Annotated in this window: 19 protein-coding genes; 17 read left to right on the forward strand and 2 right to left on the reverse strand. The window is 34.2% G+C overall.

The window, feature by feature from the left end; all coding sequences use genetic code 11:
* Positions 1–322 precede the first annotated feature (322 nt).
* Together KIH23_RS13370 and KIH23_RS13375 are read left to right on the forward strand one after the other, a co-directional pair.
* On the forward strand, positions 323–802 hold the full coding sequence (locus tag KIH23_RS13370; RefSeq protein WP_213214009.1) for a hypothetical protein: 480 nt from the start codon (positions 323–325) through the stop codon (positions 800–802).
* A 172-nt stretch (positions 803–974) separates the two neighbouring features.
* Entirely contained in the window at positions 975–1,406 is a 432-nt protein-coding gene (locus KIH23_RS13375; protein WP_213214010.1) for a hypothetical protein, read from the forward strand.
* Between the two features lie 334 nt (positions 1,407–1,740).
* On the opposite strand, the gene KIH23_RS13380 is transcribed toward KIH23_RS13375, so the two are convergent.
* Positions 1,741–1,902, reverse strand: coding sequence for a hypothetical protein (locus tag KIH23_RS13380; protein ID WP_213214011.1), 162 nt, complete (start codon positions 1,900–1,902; stop codon positions 1,741–1,743).
* Positions 1,903–2,019: 117 nt separating this feature from the next.
* On the opposite strand from KIH23_RS13380, the gene KIH23_RS13385 reads away from it, so the two are divergent.
* The 7 genes from KIH23_RS13385 to KIH23_RS13415 all read left to right on the forward strand — a co-directional run bounded on the left by KIH23_RS13385 (position 2,020) and on the right by KIH23_RS13415 (position 8,569).
* A complete protein-coding gene (locus KIH23_RS13385; RefSeq protein WP_213214012.1) occupies positions 2,020–2,517 on the forward strand; it encodes a hypothetical protein in 498 nt (165 codons plus the stop codon).
* 1,020 nt (positions 2,518–3,537) lie between these two features.
* On the forward strand, positions 3,538–3,777 hold the full coding sequence (locus KIH23_RS13390; RefSeq protein WP_213214013.1) for a hypothetical protein: 240 nt from the start codon (positions 3,538–3,540) through the stop codon (positions 3,775–3,777).
* Positions 3,761–4,066, forward strand: coding sequence for a type II toxin-antitoxin system RelE/ParE family toxin (locus tag KIH23_RS13395; RefSeq protein WP_213214014.1), 306 nt, complete (start codon positions 3,761–3,763; stop codon positions 4,064–4,066). Before KIH23_RS13390 ends, KIH23_RS13395 begins: the two co-directional genes overlap by 17 nt.
* Before the next feature lie 173 nt (positions 4,067–4,239).
* Entirely contained in the window at positions 4,240–4,833 is a 594-nt protein-coding gene (locus KIH23_RS13400) for a hypothetical protein (protein ID WP_213214015.1), read from the forward strand.
* A gap of 175 nt (positions 4,834–5,008) precedes the next feature.
* Positions 5,009–6,181 carry a WD40/YVTN/BNR-like repeat-containing protein gene (locus tag KIH23_RS13405; RefSeq protein WP_213214016.1) on the forward strand — a complete coding sequence of 391 codons (1,173 nt, stop codon included), beginning with the start codon at positions 5,009–5,011 and terminating at the stop codon, positions 6,179–6,181.
* A gap of 175 nt (positions 6,182–6,356) precedes the next feature.
* Positions 6,357–6,818, forward strand: coding sequence for a hypothetical protein (locus KIH23_RS13410; RefSeq protein ID WP_213214017.1), 462 nt, complete (start codon positions 6,357–6,359; stop codon positions 6,816–6,818).
* Positions 6,819–7,726: 908 nt separating this feature from the next.
* The gene (locus tag KIH23_RS13415; RefSeq protein WP_213214018.1) at positions 7,727–8,569 is read left to right on the forward strand and encodes a hypothetical protein; all 843 of its coding nucleotides are present in this window, start codon (positions 7,727–7,729) and stop codon (positions 8,567–8,569) included.
* Between the two features lie 152 nt (positions 8,570–8,721).
* Here KIH23_RS13415 and KIH23_RS13420 read toward each other — a convergent pair whose 3' ends face one another.
* On the reverse strand, positions 8,722–9,009 hold the full coding sequence (locus KIH23_RS13420; protein ID WP_213214019.1) for a hypothetical protein: 288 nt from the start codon (positions 9,007–9,009) through the stop codon (positions 8,722–8,724).
* 1,181 nt (positions 9,010–10,190) lie between these two features.
* Between KIH23_RS13420 and KIH23_RS13425 the strand changes: the two genes are divergently transcribed.
* The 8 genes from KIH23_RS13425 to KIH23_RS13460 all read left to right on the forward strand — a co-directional run bounded on the left by KIH23_RS13425 (position 10,191) and on the right by KIH23_RS13460 (position 17,293).
* Positions 10,191–10,490, forward strand: a complete 300-nt coding sequence (locus KIH23_RS13425; protein ID WP_213214020.1) for a nucleotidyltransferase family protein — start codon at positions 10,191–10,193, stop codon at positions 10,488–10,490.
* On the forward strand, positions 10,483–10,818 hold the full coding sequence (locus KIH23_RS13430; protein WP_213214021.1) for a DUF86 domain-containing protein: 336 nt from the start codon (positions 10,483–10,485) through the stop codon (positions 10,816–10,818). The genes KIH23_RS13425 and KIH23_RS13430 overlap by 8 nt, the downstream gene beginning before the upstream one ends.
* Before the next feature lie 1,402 nt (positions 10,819–12,220).
* Positions 12,221–12,643, forward strand: coding sequence for a hypothetical protein (locus KIH23_RS13435; protein ID WP_213214022.1), 423 nt, complete (start codon positions 12,221–12,223; stop codon positions 12,641–12,643).
* A 170-nt stretch (positions 12,644–12,813) separates the two neighbouring features.
* Entirely contained in the window at positions 12,814–13,302 is a 489-nt protein-coding gene (locus KIH23_RS13440; protein WP_213214023.1) for a hypothetical protein, read from the forward strand.
* 1,970 nt (positions 13,303–15,272) lie between these two features.
* The gene (locus tag KIH23_RS13445; protein WP_213214024.1) at positions 15,273–15,989 is read left to right on the forward strand and encodes a phytanoyl-CoA dioxygenase family protein; all 717 of its coding nucleotides are present in this window, start codon (positions 15,273–15,275) and stop codon (positions 15,987–15,989) included.
* A 168-nt stretch (positions 15,990–16,157) separates the two neighbouring features.
* On the forward strand, positions 16,158–16,511 hold the full coding sequence (locus tag KIH23_RS13450; RefSeq protein WP_213214025.1) for a hypothetical protein: 354 nt from the start codon (positions 16,158–16,160) through the stop codon (positions 16,509–16,511).
* The gene (locus KIH23_RS13455) at positions 16,504–16,842 is read left to right on the forward strand and encodes a hypothetical protein (protein WP_213214026.1); all 339 of its coding nucleotides are present in this window, start codon (positions 16,504–16,506) and stop codon (positions 16,840–16,842) included. The genes KIH23_RS13450 and KIH23_RS13455 overlap by 8 nt, the downstream gene beginning before the upstream one ends.
* Positions 16,843–16,984: 142 nt before the next feature.
* Positions 16,985–17,293: a hypothetical protein gene (locus KIH23_RS13460; RefSeq protein ID WP_213214027.1), complete on the forward strand. Its 309-nt coding sequence runs from the start codon at positions 16,985–16,987 to the stop codon at positions 17,291–17,293.
* Positions 17,294–17,625: the final 332 nt, after the last annotated feature.

Below are 17,625 nucleotides of genomic sequence, written 5' to 3' on the forward strand. Positions count from 1 at the left end.
TTCAAAAAGTGGTGGTGAAAAAATATTTGTTTTTTTAAAACTTAATAAAATATTATATAGAAGTATTTTTGATCTAAAGAAAGGAAACGTTTTTGTAATATCAAGCGGAGAAAATAATGAAAATGAACAAAGAATTCTGGAAATAATAAAAGCCAGCTGCTAACAGCGGTCATGACTTATGGCTTGATTTTCTTAGCTTTATGTTTAGTTTTCACGAACAAAATTCTATCTTAGCGGAGCGTACGCGGCTCGCTTTTCCGCCACAAGACATGGCCGCAAAACGTTAGCAATCATTGTTAAGAAAACGAAGTAAATAACAAAGATGAATTCAAAAGGACAATATTATCCAATCAAAAAATCCAAGTTTTTCTATTTACAAATATTGACAATAATTGTGTTGAGTTTTGTTTTTTTTCCTGGAAATAAAATTCAAATTTTTCTCTATATCTTTTTACTCATTCCAATTATTCTACAAATCATTCTTCACATTAATTACTACTTACATGATTTAAAAGTAACTGTGAAAATCGACTATATAAATAAGAAAATTGAATATTTGAATGGAAACGATAAAGCTGAAATTCCTTTTGAAAAGATCAAAGAAATAATTCGATTTAAGGGAAGCAGATATCAAAGTCCAGTTTATTATTATTTCATTCCATCATATTTCTATAATTACACATTGATTAAGACAGTCGAGAATAAAGTTTATAAGTTTACCGATTTCACACAAGATGAGTTTAACGTTTATGGAATAAAAAATCAGGAAGTAATCGTTCCATTTTTAAATGTGATTAAATAGTTACAACGCTTGCTAACAGCGGTCATGACTTATGGCTTTATTTTCTTAGCTTCTAGCCTATTTTTCACGAACAAAATTCTATCTTAGCGGAGCGTACGCGGCTCGCTTTTCCGCCACAAGACATGGCCGCAAAACGTTACCGGCAAGCCCAATTCAGAAACAACTCAACAAGATGACATACATAAGTAAACCATTCATAGTATTTTGGATAACAGCAATTCTAATTTTATTAGATGGTTTTTTTATTAGTGATCCAAATTCAGTTACTGATATAAATGTTCATGATACTTATTATGTAATTGCTCATGGCTTAATTGCAGAAATATTTGCAATAATATTTTTCTTATTAGGATTTGGGTATTGGTTGTTCGATAAAATAAATAGAAATCTAAATCAGACGTTGACGATTATTCATGTCTCAGGGACAGTAGGAATTGCATTAATATATAGAATTGTTTTAGTTGCCTTAAATATGAGCAAGATTGATAGTGCAGATTGGGTTAACCTTTTCATAATTGTTACGTTCTCAATTGCACTTCTTGTGCAACCGATTTATATATTAAATCTCTGTATCGGATTTATAAAACCAAGGGCCAGCCGGTAACCGCGCATGAAGCGCCATTGCTTGATTTTGTTAGCTTTATGTGCGTTTTTCACGTAAAATTTTTATCTTAGCGGAGCATACGCTGCTCGCTGTTCCGCAACGTTCGCCTATGCGCAACACGTTATCTGCAAGCGCATTTTCGAGCCGCAAAAAAACGAACTTCCGTAATTGCTAATCTGAACTTTTTAAATCGCGCTGTTGAAATTCTTGATCAACTTTGTCGTGATTTTGGAAACCAACTTCTCGCCTTTTTCATTTTTCAATTTGGAGAAAACGCTGGCAAAACTTTGCGTGAAAATCGGAACGAAAACTTAGTGTGTCAACAGCGCTTAAATTAGTTTGCTTCGCAACAAGTTTTTATTTTTTCCAAGCTTTGCGTTGAAGCAATTCCGGTGAAAAAACTCTGTGTGTGAAAGCTGTGCGCAAACTTTGAACTTAAAAGCGCCAGCCAGATAACAGCACCTAAACGCAAAAACTGTTTTTTGAGTTGCTTCATGTTCGGTTTTCACGTTTTTTGTTTAGCTTAGCGGAGATAACGCTGCTCGCTTTTCCGTTTCTACGTCTAGCTGCAAAACGTTAGCGGTGATTTTAAGACAACCCTATTTTAAAAGACATGAGATATTTATACTGCATTTTTATACTATTTCATTTGAATATTTATTCTCAGACAAAACATCGATATTCCGAAGTTTATAAAACCGCATTTAAAATTGATAGCGCTAAAGGAAATGCTACAGAATTTGAATTAAAAATTGACAGCATAAATGTTCAAGGTTATAAATACGCTAATAAAATTGAATCCAAATGTAATTTTGAAAAGAGCAAAACAGAATTGAATGTCAATTATTACTTTCAAGATAACAAAGTTATTCTTGTAATGGTTAAAGAGCCAGCTCCTGGAGGAATAAAAGAATTGTTTTCTGAATCTATATTCTTTGTGAAAAATGACAGAATTGTAGACATGGATTTTAGAAATACTGTTTTACCATGTATGGCTGTTCCTAATGACAAAAACATTTTCGAATTATACGGATACAATAAAGCAATTAGTGGAAAATTTATGGAGCGTTATATATTTGAGTTGCTAGAAAAAATAAAAAACCACCGCTAACCGCGCATGAAGCGCCATTGCTTGATTTTGTTGGCTTTATGTGTGTTTTTCACGTAAAAAATCTATCTTAGCGGAGCATACGCTGCTCGCTGTTCCGCAACGTTCGCCTATGCGCAACACGTTATAAGTCAGCGCATTTTACGAGCCGCAAAAAACCAACTTCCGCAATTGCCAATCTGACTTTTTAAATCGCGCTGTTGAAATTTGCTCAACTTTGTCGGCAATTTTTGAAGCATTTTCCTAGCGGAAATTTCGCTGCTTTTTGGAAAATAATCTGGACAAACTTTGTGTGAAAACTTGACGAAAACCAAACGCAAACGAAACCTAAACTTTGCGTGAAAAACAAGACGAAAACAAGACGAAAACGAAATCTAAACTTTGTGTGCCAACAGCGCTTATTTTATTTCGGCTGCGCCGACAAGTTTTCTTTTTTTTCAAGCTTTACGTTGAGGCAATTCCGGCTAAACAATTCTGTGTGTAAAAACTGTGCGCAAACTTTGTCCATATAAAGCGCCGAACTTATAACAGCGCATAAACGCCATTGCTTGATTTTGTTAGCTTTATGTTTGGTTTTCACGTAATATTTTTATCTTAGCGGAGCATACGCTGCTCACTTTTTCGCAACGCGCGTCTATGCGCAGACCGTTAGTGTTCAGCAAGTTTAAAATCTGCGAAAACACAAAAGTTTCGGGCTTTTTCGATAATCATTTTTAAAAACTTTGTGTAAAAATCAGTTCGTAAATCTCAACCGAAAAATTACTCAAATCGGAAACATTTTGATTTTGTTTGCGAACCAAAATTGCGCATAATTTTGCCGAAACACTAACAGCGGTCATAACTTATGGCTGGATTTTCTTAGCTTCATGTTTGGTTTTCACGTTTTTTATTTAGTTTAGCGGAGCGTACGCGGCTCGCTTTACCGCCACAAGATATGGCCGCAAAACGTTATGCGATAGTTTTTGCTGAACGAAAATCAACATTCAAAATTAAAGTGTATTTTTGAAATGAAAATAATTTAAGATGAAAGCTGAATTAAACATACAAAGCAAAAAACTAGAATTGATACAATGGTTATCTACTATTGAAGATTTGTCTGTGCTCAATAAAATCATCGATCTAAAAAAACAAGAGAATAAAGATTGGTGGAATTCCATATCTGAAAACGAAAAGCTTTCAATCGAAAAAGGTTTACAAGATGCCGAGGCCGGAAAATTAGTTTCTCATTCAAAAGCAAAAAAACTTTATGACAAATGGTTATAAAATCTTTTGGACTGAGTTTGCCTTAAGTGAATTAGAGAAAACTATTGAATATCTTGAAGAAAATTGGACTGAAAAAGAACTTAAAAGTCTAGCGTTTGAAATTGAAAAGACTTTAAGTTTGATTTCTCATAATCCAAACATTTTCCAAGTTTCAGAAATCAAAAAAGATATTCGTCGCGCTGTGATTTCCAAATTAAATACAATGTATTATCGTGTAAATGGCGAAACTGTTGAAATCCTTTCTTTCTTTTCTAATCGTCAAAATCCAAAAAAGAGAAAGCTAAAGTAAACCATCGCATAACCGCGGTCATGACTTATGGCTTTATTTTTCAAGCTTCTAGCCTATTTTTCACGAACAAAATTCTAAATTAGCGGAGCGTACGCAGCTCGCTTTTCCGCCACAAGACATGGCCGCAAAACGTTATGCGATAGCTTACACCAAAACCGGAAAAATCCAGAAAAATGAGAAAAATTATAATCCTAATTATATTAAATGCTTTTAATATTTGTTCTGCTCAAACTGACATCTACACAGAAATTTATCAAAATGCAGATTCACTAACTATTAAAGGTAAAGTAGGAGTTTTGGAAAATCAAGTTTATAAAATAGCAGATTCTTTAAGTGAAAAACATCCTATGGAATATTTTAAGACTTCAGCAGAATACCTTAAAGAACGAAAATTTAATGAAGCATCATTTCTGTATTATTTAGGTTATTTTAGATATGAATATTTTAATTCGAGTAATCCGAATTATCAAGCTAGTGGAGATGGAGCATTGGCTGGTGCATTTTCATCAATGTTAGGCGAACCAATTAAAATGTATTTGCATTGTAATATTGAGAATTTTATTTCAATATTGAATTCAACCATAGAATATATGAAATCAAATGATTATGCATTTTACTCAAAAGAGAAAGATTTGAAAAAATATAATTTGCAATTAAATAATGCGTCAACAGTTGTGGAAGATTTGAAAACCAAAAAAGATAAATATAAAAAAGAGTGGAAAAAGGAAAGAAAAGAATTCGAGAAGTTACTTAAAGACGATAATTAATAAAGCCATCGCATAACAGCGCATAAACGCCATTGCTTGATTTTGTTGGCTTTATGTTTGGTTTTCACGTAAAAATTTTATCTTAGCGGAGCATACGCTGTTCGCTGTTCCGCAACGCGCGTCTATGCGCAGACCGTTACCGATAATTGCTTTTGAAGCGAAAACCGAAAATATCATGAAAAAGCTATTAACTTTAATTTTTGCATTTGTCTTTGTACCAGTGCATTCACAGTGGATTTATCAAACTTACTCGGAAGAATCGCTAAACGATATTTATTGTGTTACTGAAGATATTGTAACTGCTGTTGGTAATGCTGGTAAAATTTTAAAAACTATTGATGGCGGTGCTCATTGGCTACAAAAAATATCCAATACTTCTCACGACTTATTCAAAGTAGCATTTGTCAATTCCAATATTGGATACGCTGTTGGCTCCCATGGATCACTACTCAAAACTCTAGACGGTGGTGAAACTTGGACTTCTATTCCAACCGGAATAACTAATGATTTATTTGGATTGTCATGTTTAACTGAAAATGCCTTTTTCATCTCTGGACGAGACGGACTTATAATGAAAACCGAAGACGGCGGGATGAACTTTGAATCAATAAGTCTTAATGACTTCGAGTCAATACAGAACATAAAGTTTTTCAATGACCTTACAGGTTACGCTTCTAGTTTAAATGCACTTTATAAAACAATTGATGGCGGTGTTAATTGGTCTGTAATTCATAGCAATTATGTCTTTTCTTTTTTCTTTTTAAATGAAAATGTAGGATTCATCAACGCATCTGATGGAATGAGCAAGACGATAAATGGAGGAACAAACTTCAATTACATTGATACAATTGATTCAATTCAATACAAACTATTTGCAACAACTGAAAACGTTGTTTGGGGAATTCCAGTTGGTTGCCTTCTAAATGGTGATCCATGTTATTCTACTAGAGTAGAAATTACGGAAAGTAGTTTTCAAAGAGAAGATTATCAACCAACATTTCAGGCAATACACTTTGTAAACCCAACAACCGGGTATGCAATTGGGTATGGAGGTTCAATTTATAAAAACTCAACTGGCACTCTAGCAATAAATCAAATAAACCGAGAAAATGAAATCCTTGTTTTTCCAAATCCAAGCTCAGAGAATTTCACAATCACTTTTCCAAATAAGGCAATTACAAATTTTTCAGTAAAAATAACCGATGGTTTAGGGCAAATTGTTTTCTCTAAATCAATTCAAAATACAAACGAAACAACCGTAAACACAAGTTCATTCGCAAAAGGAATATATTTTTTATCTATTGAACAAGCAAATAAAATAAAAACTCAAAAATTACTTGTTGATTGATTGTTAATTGCAACTATCGGTAACCGCGCATGAAGCGCCATTGCTTGATTTTGTTGGCTTTATGCTTGGTTTTCACGTAAAAATTTTATCTTAGCGGAGCATACGCTGCTCGCTGTTCCGCAACGTTCGCCTATGCGCAACACGTTAGTGAACATTTCAATAAAATGCGAATAAAATGAGTTTTAATGTGCCGGAAATAGAGTCAAAAAAAATTAAATCATATCGAAAAATAATTTCACTTTCTTTTCTTTTGTTCTTAATTTCATTAACCCAAACAGCAGTTATAACAAATCCTGCTGAATCAACTCCATCTTCAGCTTTTATGTCATTTTTATTAGGTTGGTTGGATTTAAATGGACCAGGGATTTCATGGTTAGCAAATCCTTTTTTATTTTTATCATGGTTTTTTTTAAATAACAAAAAGGTAAAATTATCTATTTTATCCAGTTTAATGTCTACAGGGTTTTCAGTTTCATTTTTGTTTTTTGATAAAATTGCTTTAGACGAAGCTGTAAACTATGGTAAAATTTTAGGATATGGAAGTGGATATTGGTTATGGGTAACAAGTTGTTTAGTTTCCTTTATAGGAACTGTAAATTTTTATTTAAAATATGAAACGTCCACTAACCGCGCATGAAGCGCCATTGCTGGATTTTGTTAGCTTTTTACTTGGTTTTCACGTAAAAAATCTATCTTAGCGGAGCATACGCAACTCGCTGTTCCGCAACGTTCGCCTATGCGCAACACGTTATTGCTAAACGCATTTTCGAGTCGCAAAAAAAAGAACTTCCGCAATTGCCAATCTGACTTTTTAAATCGCGCTGTTGAAATTCTTGATCAACTTTGTCGTGAATTTTAGAAACCAACTTCTCGCCTATTTGTTTCTTCAATTTGGAGAAAACGCTGGCAAAACTTTGCGTGAAAATCGGAACGAAAACTTTGCGTGTCAACAGCGCTTAAATTAATTTGCTTCGCAACAAGTTTTTATTTTTTTCCAAACTTTGCGTTGAAGCAATTCCGGCGAAACAAAACTGTGCGTGAAAACTGGTCACAAACTTTGAACTTAAAAGCGTCAAGCAATAACAGCGGTCATAACTTATGGCTGGATTTTCTTGGTTTTATGTTCAGCTTTCACGTTTTTTATTTAGATTAGCGGAGCGTACGCGGCTCGATTTTCCGCCACAAGATATGGCCGCAAAACGTTAGTGTTCAGCAAGTTTAAAATCTGCAAAAAAACAAAAGTTTTGGGCTTTTTCGATATTCATTTTTACAAACTTTGTGTGAAAATCAGTTCGTAAATCTCAACCGAAAAATTACTCAAATCGGAAACATTTTGACTTTGTTTGCGAACCAAAATTGCGCATAATTTTGCCGAAACACTAACAGCGGTCATGACTTATGGCTTTATTTTTCAAGCTTCTAGCCTATTTTTCACGAACAAAATTCTATCTTAGCGGAGCGTACGCGGCTCGCTTTTCCGCCACAAGACATGGCCGCAAAACGTTAGGGTAAACCGCCCTGAACCACAATCGTAAAACATCTAATATGAAATATATTCAACTTTCTATATTCCTTTTAGCTTTGAATTTGTCTGTGAGTGGACAGAATAAACTTGAAAAATTAAAAGCTCAAACTGTTGAAGAGGGTAAAAAACTTTATGCATCAGAAATGGCTTCTTGGTACGGAACAGATTTATTCGTCGACAAATACAAAGATCGAGATAAAATAGGCGGCTATTTTTCATATGTTGACAACCCTAAAAAATCAACCTGCGTATTCTATGGAAAAGGAGAAAATCCAAAAATAATTGGAACAATGGTTTTTGATGAAACTTACAATGTAAATACAGCAGATTATAATTTGCTGGAAAGAGAAATGACGGAACTAGAAAAGGATTATTATTCATTAAGATTGAAAACCCAAGAATACGTTAGAAAGGATACTATTTTTAAACGTTATGAAAATACAACGTTAAATGTGGTGCCATTAATTGACAAAGATGAGAGAAAAGTCTATTTGTTAACCGGCTATAATGGAAGTAAGAAAATCGTAGTTTATGGAAATGATTATCTAATTACCTTCGACAAAAATAATAACATTAAAGAAGCGAAAAAATTACACGCGAGCTATTTACCTTTTGAATATGGTGATAAAGATGGAAATAAAACTATTGTAGGAATGCATAGTCATGTAGATTTAAGCGGAGATTTGATTTCACCAACAGACATTTGTACGACAATGCTTTACAAGAAGCTGACAAACTGGGAAACGTATTATGTAATTTCAAAAAAATATGTTTCCATTTGGGATTGTAAAAATGACAATTTAGTTGTTATGACTAGAAAGGCTTGGGATCGTATGAATAAAGAAATCGAGAAAAGAAAATAGCGGCATCCCCTAACAGCGGTCATGACTTATGGCTTTATTTTTCAAGCTTCTAGCCTATTTTTCACGAACAAAATTCTATCTTAGCGGAGCGTACGCGGCTCGCTTTTCCGCCACAAGACATGGCCGCAAACCGTTAGCAGATATTGCATATTCTAAGCTTCGTCTAAAAAAACACAAATCTTACAGTTCACCGGATTGCTTTCAGATTGCGAAAAAACTGGTATTTGTTTTTGGTTTGAAAACCATTGACTTTCCATAGCAAAATGTATATTGGTAATTTTGTAATCAACGCCATCACGTCTAATAATTTCACCAACTCTGAGAACAAATTCTTCATCCAAATCTTTCGCTGTGAATTCGCAAAGTTGTTGACGATTGTAAGCATAAATTCCAGTATACTGAAAAACTACAGCTGCTATTAGCGATTCATATTTATCCATTTTAAATGTATTTATTTGAAACAAAAATACTTCATAAGTCCAACTTATTTTAGAGCAGTTATCAACAAAAAGCAACACCTGCTAACAGCGGTCATGACTTATGGCTTTATTTTTCAAGCTTCTAGCCTATTTTTCACGAACAAAATTCTATCTTAGCGGAGCATACGCGGCTCGCTTTTCCGCCACAAGACATGGCCGCAAAACGTTATTGCTAAACGCATTTTCGAGCCGCAAAAAAACGAACTTCCGCAATTGCCAATCTGACTTTTTAAATCGCGCTGTTGAAATTCTTGCTCAACTTTGTCGTGAATTTTTTGAAACCAACTTTTCGCCTTTTCATTTTTCAATTTGGAGAAAACGCTGGCAAAACTTTGCGTGAAAATTAGACCGAAAACTTTGTGTGTCAACAGCGCTAAAATTAGTTTGCTTCGCAACAAGTTTTTATTTTTTTCAAGCATTGCGTTGAAGCAATTCCGGTGAAACAAAACTGTGCGTGAAAACTGGTCGCAAACTTTGAACTTAAAAGCGTCAAGCAATAACAGCGGTCATAACTTATGGCTGGATTTTCTTAGCTTTATGTTTAGTTTTGACGTTTTTTGTTTAGCTTAGCGGAGCGTACGCGGCTCGCTTTTCCGCCACAAGATATGGCCGCAAAACGTTATTGCTAAACGCATTTTCGAGCCGCAAAAAAACGAACTTCCGTAATTGCCAATCTGAATTTTTAAATCGCGCTGTTGAAATTCTTGCTCAACTTTGTCGTGAATTTTGAAGCTTTTTTCAAAATGGAGATTTCGCTGCTTTCTGAAATCATTTCGTAAAAACTTTACTTGAAAAACGAAACGAAAACGAAACGCAAACTTGGCGTGTCAACAGCGCTTAAAAAAGTTTGCTGCGCAAAAAGGTTTTTATTTTTTCAAACTTTGCGTTGAAGCAATTCCGGCGAAAGAATTCTGTGTGTGAAAACTGTGCGCAAACTTTGAACTTAAAAGCGTCAAGCAATAACAGCGGTCATAACTTATGGCTGGATTTTCTTGGCTTTATGTTCAGCTTTCACGTTTTTTATTTAGCTTAGCGGAGCGTACGCGGCTCGCTTTTCCGCCACAAGATATGGCCGCAAAACGTTAGGTGCAATGCTTTTTTAGAGAAACCGAAAAACTAAAAATGATTTGTATATTTGACTTATGAATACTATTAATCAAAATATAAATCAAATTAATTCGCTTTGTAAATCGCACAAAGTAGAAAAGCTTTATGCGTTTGGTTCAGTATTAACAGATAAGTTTAACGATAAAAGTGATGTAGATTTAATTGTTAGCTTTGGAAATGTTGATTTGCTTGAATATGCTGATAATTATTTTGATTTAAAATTTTCTTTAGAAAATATCTTCAAAAGGTCAGTTGACTTATTAGAAGAAAAAGCGATAAAAAATCCATATTTCAAAAAGGTTGTTGAAGAAAAAAAGCAATTGATTTATGGATGATTATATTAAAACTTGGCTTTACGATATCAAAACTTCAATTGAAGAAATCGATGATTTTTTCAATGAAGGTAAATTATTTCAGTATTATCAAAACGATTTAAAAACCAAAAGAGCTGTTGAGAGAAATATCGAAATTATTGGCGAAGCAACCTCGAGAATTTTAAAAATGAATCCTGAAATCGAAATTTCAAATTCTAGAAAAATTGTTGATGCCAGAAATAAAATTATTCATGGTTATGATGAAATTTCAGATGACGTTATTTGGGGAATAATCATTAATCATTTACCAACTTTAAAAATTGAAGTAGAAAAGCTACTTAAAAACTAGCACTACACCTAACAGCGGTCATGACTTATGGCTTGATTTTATTGACTTTATGTTTGGTTTTCACGTTTTTTGTTTAGCTTAGCGGAGCGTACGCGGCTCGCTTTTCCGCCACAAGACATGGCCGCAAAACGTTATAGCCAAACGCATTTTCGAGCCGCAAAAAAACGAACTTCCGTAATTGCAAACCTGAACTTTTAAATCGCGCTGTTGAAATTCTTACTCAACTTTGTCGTGAATATTTCAAGTATTTTCAAAACGGAGATTTCGCTGCTTTCTGAAATCATTTCATAAAACTTTGCGTGAAAAACAGAACGAAAACTTTGCGTGTCAACAGCGCTTAAAAAAGTTTGCTGCGCAAAAAGGTTTTTATTTTTTTCAAGCTTTGCGTTGAAGCAATTCCGGCGAAACAAATCTGTGCGTAAAAACTGTGCGCAAACTTTGAACTTAAAAGCGTCTGGGCTATAACAGCGGTCATAACTTATGGCTGGATTTTCTTAGCCTTATGTTCGGTTTTCACGTTTTTTGTTTAGCTTAGCGGAGCGTACGCGGCTCGCTTTTTCGCCACAAGATATGGCCGCAAAACGTTATTGGTCAGCGCAATTTTCTGGCGTAAAAACCAAACCTCCGCAATTGCCAATCTGAACTTTTTAAATCGCGCTGTTGAAATTCTTAATCAACTTTGTCGTGATTTTTTGAAACTTGCTTCTCGCCTTTTTCATTTTTCAATTTGGAGAAAACGCTGGCAAAACTTTGCGTGAAAATTTAAACGCAAACTTCGTGTGTCAACAGCGCTTAAATTAGTTTGCTTCGCAACATGTTTTTTATTTTTTTCCAAGCTTTGAGTTGAGGCAATTCCGGTGAAAAAAAGCTGTGTGTGAAAACTGTGCGCAAACTTTGAACTTAAAAGCGCCGAACCAATAACCGCGCATGAAGCGCCATTGCTGGATTTTGTTAGCTTTTTGCTTGGTTTTCACGTAAAAAATCTATCTTAGCGGAGCATACGCTTTTCGCTGTTCCGCAACGTTCGCCTATGCGCAACACGTTATTGACAAGCGCATTTTCGAGCCGCAAAAAAACGAACTTCCGTAATTGCAAATCTGAATTTCTAAATCGCGCTGTTGAATTTCTTGCTCAACTTTGTCGTTAATTTTTGAAGCTTTTTCAAAACGGAGATTTCGCTGCTTTTTGAAATCATTTGTAAAACTTGGTGTGAAAATCGAAACGAAAACGAAACGCAAACTTTACGTGTCAACAGCGCTTAAATTAATTTGCTTCGCAACAAGTTTTTATTTTTTTCCAAGCTTTGCGTTGAAGCAATTCCGGCGAAACAATTCTGTGCGTGAAAAACTGTGCGCAAACTTTGAACTTAAAAGCGCCTGGTCAATAACAGCGGTCATAACTTATGGCTGGATTTTCTTTGCTTTATGTTTGGTTTTCACGTAAAAATTTTATCTTAGCGGAGCATACGCTGTTCGCTGTTCCGCAACGCGCGTCTATGCGCAGACCGTTAGCAGCAATGCCAATTGAAAAACAAAACGTTGTAAAAATGTTTAATCATATTTTAAAAAGAATTTTGATATTTTCATTTTGGTTACTTACCACAACGATTATCATTTTCATGAAAACAAGTTCAAAAGATTTAATCACTGAATTGATTTTCCCATATTTCCTTTTAATTCTATTTTCGGGTTTCTTTCTAATTTTTGAAAGCAAAGAATTAAAAAATGAGCTTAAACTTTTTAATAAAATTGCTGGAACAACATTGCTAATAATCTGTTTTGGTTGGTTAATTTATTTTCTATTTGGAGCCGCAAAAAACTTCTAAACCTATAAAAGGCAAAGCTGCTAACAGCGGTCATAACTTATGGCTGGATTTTCTTTGCTTTATGTTCAGCTTTCACGTTTTTTATTTAGTTTAGCGGAGCGTACGCGGCTCGCTTCTTCGCCACAAGATATGGCCGCAAAACGTTATCTGCAACCCATTGAAAAAACACTATGAAAAAACGCACTATCATAATTGTAGTAGCTATATTATTTTTAATTTTTGGAATCTATAAATTTTCGAGAATGCTTTCTCCGGGAAGTTATCCTTTTGCTGAAGAATATGAATTAAATTATAGCGAGCAACAAGTTAAAGCAGCAATAAGCAAATTCAAAAAAGATAATTCACAATATCAAGTTCCTAAAGTGACAATTGAAAATCAAGGCTCATTTGATTTAGATGATCATCAAACAAAAAATCCTTCATATTGGTTTACTGCATATTTCTATTTTAAAAAAGAAGATTTGATTATTTTAACCAACACAAGACCAAATGGAAATAGCCAAACGACTTTCGCATTTGTATCAGTTAATAAAGGATTGAATATTGGGAATTGGAAGAACATAAATGATGATTTTGATTATTTTGAAAATAAAAAATTAAAAAAGCAATTTGAAGAAAAGGTTTTGGAAAAGCTAAAAGAAATTTTAGAAAAGCAATAGTTTAAGTATTTGGGCTCCAGATAACAGCGGTCATAACTTATGGCTGGATTTTCTTTGCTTTATGTTCAGCTTTCACGTTTTTTATTTAGCTTAGCGGAGCGTACGCGGCTCGCCTTTCCGCCACAAGATATGGCCGCAAAACGTTATAAGAAACCTTATTAAAAACACAACTTTCAAAAAAACTATGAACTCAAGTCAAATAGAATTTAACATTCTTTGTGTGTTTATGATTATTGTTGGAATATTCTTTTTCAATAGATTTCGAAAATATACTGATGATAGTTATATTTTAAAAAACTCAGTTCGAAAAACTAATTATAATAAATACTTGCAAGAAAAGGCGAAGATTTTTATTTGGATGGGTTCAATATTATTACTTGCAAGTTTATTAAAAAGTATATTTGACTAACTATAAATTGGATTGACAACAAAGGCTTCTTATAACCGCGGTCATGACTTATGGCTTTATTTTCTTAGCCTCTCGCCTATTTTTCACGAAGAAATTCTATCTTAGCGGAGCGTACGCGGCTCGCTTTTCCGCCACAAGACATGGCCGCCAAACGTTATTGCTAAACGCATTTTCGAGCCGCAAAAAAACGAACTTCCGTAATTGCAAATCTGAATTTTTAAATCGCGCTGTTGAAAATCTTGATCAACTTTGTCGTGAATTTTTGAAGCATTTTCAAAACGGAGATTTCGCTGCTTTCTGAAATCATTTTGTAAAAACTTTACTTGAAAAACGAAATGTAAAAACGGAACGAAAACTTCGTGTGTCAACAGCGCTTAAAAAAGTTTGCTGCGCAAAAAGGTTTTTATTTTTTTCCAAGCTTTGCGTTGAAGCAATTCCGGCGAAACAATTCTGTGCGTGAAAAACTGTGCGCAAACTTTGAACATAAAAGCGTCAAGCAATAACAGCGGTCATAACTTATGGCTGGATTTTCTTGGCTTCATGTTTGGTTTTCACGTTTTTTGTTTAGCTTAGCGGAGCGTACGCGGCTCGCTTTTCCGCCACAAGATATGGCCGCAAACCGTTATTGCTAAACGCATTTTCGAGCCGCAAAAAATGAACTTCCGCAATTGCAAATCTGAACTTTTAAATCGCGCTGTTGAAATTCTTGATCAACTTTGTCGTGAATTTTGGAAAGCAACTTCTCGCCTATTTGCTTTCTGCAATTCGGAGAAAACGCTTGCAAAACTTTGCGTGAAAATCGGAACGAAAACTTTGCGTGTCAACAGCGCTTAAAAAAGTTTGCTGCGCAAAAAGGTTTTATTTTTTTTCAAGCTTTGCGTTGAAGCAATTACGGTGAAAGAATTCTGTGCGTGAAAACTGTTCGCAAACTTTGAACTTAAAAGCGTCAAGCAATAACAGCGGTCATAACTTATGGCTGGATTTTCTTAGCTTCATGTTTGGTTTTCACGTTTTTTGTTTAGCTTAGCGGAGCGTACGCGGCTCGCTTTTCCGCCACAAGATATGGCCGCAAAACGTTATTGACAAGCGCATTTTCGAGCCGCAAAAAAACGAACTTCCGTAATTGCAAACCTGAACTTTTAAATCGCGCTGTTGAAATTCTTACTCAACTTTGTCGTGAATTTTTCAAGCTTTTTCAAAACGGAGATTTCGCTGCTTTCTGAAATCATTTCGTAGAACTTGACGTGAAAATCGAAACGAAAACTTTGCGTGTCAACAGCGCTTAAATTTTATTTGCTTCGCAACAAGTTTTTATTTTTTTCAAGCTTTGCGTTGAGGCAATTCCGGCGAAAGAATTCTGTGTGTGAAAACTGTGCGCAAACTTTGAACTTAAAAGCGCCTGGTCAATAACAGCGGTCATAACTTATGGCTGGATTTTCTTTGCTTTATGTTTGGTTTTCACGTTTTTTATTTAGCTTAGCGGAGCGTACGCGGCTCGCTTTTCCGCCACAAGATATGGCCGCCAAACGTTATGCGCCAGCTTAAAATACAGAACTCAAAAATGACCAATATCGAAAAACATAAAATAGAACTTGATGAAAATGGTTTTACAACTATTAATTCCGTTTACAACATTCAAGAAGTTGAGCAAATTATCTCAACCATCGAAAATGTCGACAAGTCAAAAGAAACTTTTAGAAAATCAAATGATCTTTTTGCAATAAGACAGTTTTTAAATGAAGTTCCTGAATCAATAAATTTTGTATTTAATCAAAACTTAAAAAAAGTAATTCAAGATATTTTTGGCGATAATTTCTTCGTTGTAAAAAGTATTTATTTTGACAAGCCAGAAAATTCAAATTGGTATGTTTCGTATCATCAAGATTTGACGATTTCTGTTGACAAAAAAATTGAATTAGAAAATTTCGGGCCTTGGACTAAAAAACAAAACCAATTTGCTGTTCAGCCGCCAATAGAAATTTTAGAAAATATATTTACGATTAGAATTCATCTTGATGAAACTGATGAAAATAACGGAGCTTTAAAGGTAATTCCAAAATCTCATGCTAAGAAAATTTACAGACCAGAAACTATTGATTGGGCAATCGAAACCGAAATTAGTTGTAATGTTGAAAAAGGCGGAATAATGATTATGAAACCTTTGATTCTGCATAGTTCAAGCAGAACAACAAATAATAAAAAAAGAAGAGTAATCCATATTGAATTTTCAAGTTTAGAATTACCAGAAGAACTGAAATGGGCTGAAAGATTAAATTAAAAAAGCCGAGCGCATAACCGCGCATGAAGCGCCATTGCTTGATTTTGTTGACTTTATGCTTGGTTTTCACGTAAAAATTTTATCTTAGCGGAGCATACGCTGCTCGCTGTTCCGCAACGTTCGCCTATGCGCAACACGTTACCAGCAATTTTACACCAGAGGAAACATATGAACTCATTTAAAAGATATTTCACAATTTGGTGGATTCCAATTAGAGCTTATTTAATCCCAATTATAATCTATCTAATAGGAAACGTTTTGAAAAAAGATTATTTAATTGATTTTGCTTTAATATTATTTTATCTAAATGCATTAGGAAACTTAATTTCTGGTATTGTCCAAATTGTAATTAAAAAATGGTATTTTATAATTCCTCAAATTCTTGTTACTTTATTTCTATTTTTCTTTGTTTCAGTATTATTTACTTTTTCACCGCCTGATTATTATGGTGCTAATAAAGTAATTCCAAAAAATATCAAATTTGAAAGTCCAATAGACAGAGTAATTAACCAAAATGATTAAAAAAAAAAATGACTTTGCGTTAGCTTCAATCTCGCAACCTGGAATTTATAATTATTACACAAATTACAAACCCAATCAAAAAGGAATGTTTTTTATAAAAGCATATGAAATTACTTCAAACGATAGATTATCTGGAAACAGAATGACTGAACGTTCAAAAATAGTTGTCAATGATTTTGGTAAAAATTTATACTCTGGAGAATTTACAATTTACGAAGGGTCATGGGGAGATAAGTACGGTGCAAGAATAGAACTTTGGTATAAGCCACAAAATGGAAAAGAATATAAATTGATTCAAAAAAACTATATTGTGGAAGGTTGGATGAGATAAAAACTGCTGGTAACCCTTGCTAAGCGCCATTGCTTGATTTTGCTGGCTTTGCGCTTGTTTTTCACGAGAAAATTATATCTTAGCGGAGCGAACTCTGCTCGCTGTTCCGCAACGTTCGCCTAGCAAGAAACCGTTAGCAGCAATGCCAATTGAAAAACAAAACGTTGTAAAAATGTTTAATCATATTTTAAAAAGAATTTTGATATTTTCATTTTGGTTACTTACCACAACGATTATCATTTTCATGAAAACAAGTTCAAAAGATTTAATCACTGAATTGATTTTCCCATATTTCCTTTTAATTCTATTTTCGGGTTTCTTTCTAATTTTTGAAAGCAAAGAATTAAAAAATGAGCTTAAACTTTTTAATAAAATTGCTGGAACAACATTGCTAATAATCTGTTTTGGTTGGTTAATTTATTTTCTATTTGGAGCCGCAAAAAACTTCTAAACCTATAAAAGGCAAAGCTGCTAACAGCGGTCATGACTTATGGCTTGATTTTACTGACTTTATGTTTGGTTTTCACGTTTTTTGTTTAGCTTAGCGGAGCGTACGCGGCTCGCTTTTCCGCCACAAGACATGGCCGCAACACGTTGTGCGCAATTGCTCAGCAAAAACGTTGATAAATATTGGCCGCTTTTTTTGCTTTGCGGTAGAAAAGATTGTTTGATTTTCCAGCTCAAGCTTTTGGCTATGAGATAGCTGAAAATTGCATTTTCATAGCTAGCGCTAGACAAAAGCTTGGCGAAGTTAAAAGAAATAAAATTGAGTATCAAGTCTAC

The sequence above is a fragment of the Flavobacterium sp. CYK-55 genome, assembly GCF_018413465.1.
Lineage (GTDB): Bacteria > Bacteroidota > Bacteroidia > Flavobacteriales > Flavobacteriaceae > Flavobacterium.

Bases quoted from the DNA above. Each gene is read 5' to 3' on its own strand.
- KIH23_RS13370 (WP_213214009.1), top strand. From the start codon at position 323: ATGAATTCAAAAGGACAATATTATCCAATCAAAAAATCCAAGTTTTTC.
- KIH23_RS13375 (WP_213214010.1), top strand. From the start codon at position 975: ATGACATACATAAGTAAACCATTCATAGTATTTTGGATAACAGCAATT.
- KIH23_RS13380 (WP_213214011.1), bottom strand. From the start codon at position 1,902: ATGAAGCAACTCAAAAAACAGTTTTTGCGTTTAGGTGCTGTTATCTGG.
- KIH23_RS13385 (WP_213214012.1), top strand. From the start codon at position 2,020: ATGAGATATTTATACTGCATTTTTATACTATTTCATTTGAATATTTAT.
- KIH23_RS13390 (WP_213214013.1), top strand. From the start codon at position 3,538: ATGAAAGCTGAATTAAACATACAAAGCAAAAAACTAGAATTGATACAA.
- KIH23_RS13395 (WP_213214014.1), top strand. From the start codon at position 3,761: ATGACAAATGGTTATAAAATCTTTTGGACTGAGTTTGCCTTAAGTGAA.
- KIH23_RS13400 (WP_213214015.1), top strand. From the start codon at position 4,240: ATGAGAAAAATTATAATCCTAATTATATTAAATGCTTTTAATATTTGT.
- KIH23_RS13405 (WP_213214016.1), top strand. From the start codon at position 5,009: ATGAAAAAGCTATTAACTTTAATTTTTGCATTTGTCTTTGTACCAGTG.
- KIH23_RS13410 (WP_213214017.1), top strand. From the start codon at position 6,357: ATGAGTTTTAATGTGCCGGAAATAGAGTCAAAAAAAATTAAATCATAT.
- KIH23_RS13415 (WP_213214018.1), top strand. From the start codon at position 7,727: ATGAAATATATTCAACTTTCTATATTCCTTTTAGCTTTGAATTTGTCT.
- KIH23_RS13420 (WP_213214019.1), bottom strand. From the start codon at position 9,009: ATGGATAAATATGAATCGCTAATAGCAGCTGTAGTTTTTCAGTATACT.
- KIH23_RS13425 (WP_213214020.1), top strand. From the start codon at position 10,191: ATGAATACTATTAATCAAAATATAAATCAAATTAATTCGCTTTGTAAA.
- KIH23_RS13430 (WP_213214021.1), top strand. From the start codon at position 10,483: ATGGATGATTATATTAAAACTTGGCTTTACGATATCAAAACTTCAATT.
- KIH23_RS13435 (WP_213214022.1), top strand. From the start codon at position 12,221: ATGGCTGGATTTTCTTTGCTTTATGTTTGGTTTTCACGTAAAAATTTT.
- KIH23_RS13440 (WP_213214023.1), top strand. From the start codon at position 12,814: ATGAAAAAACGCACTATCATAATTGTAGTAGCTATATTATTTTTAATT.
- KIH23_RS13445 (WP_213214024.1), top strand. From the start codon at position 15,273: ATGACCAATATCGAAAAACATAAAATAGAACTTGATGAAAATGGTTTT.
- KIH23_RS13450 (WP_213214025.1), top strand. From the start codon at position 16,158: ATGAACTCATTTAAAAGATATTTCACAATTTGGTGGATTCCAATTAGA.
- KIH23_RS13455 (WP_213214026.1), top strand. From the start codon at position 16,504: ATGATTAAAAAAAAAAATGACTTTGCGTTAGCTTCAATCTCGCAACCT.
- KIH23_RS13460 (WP_213214027.1), top strand. From the start codon at position 16,985: ATGCCAATTGAAAAACAAAACGTTGTAAAAATGTTTAATCATATTTTA.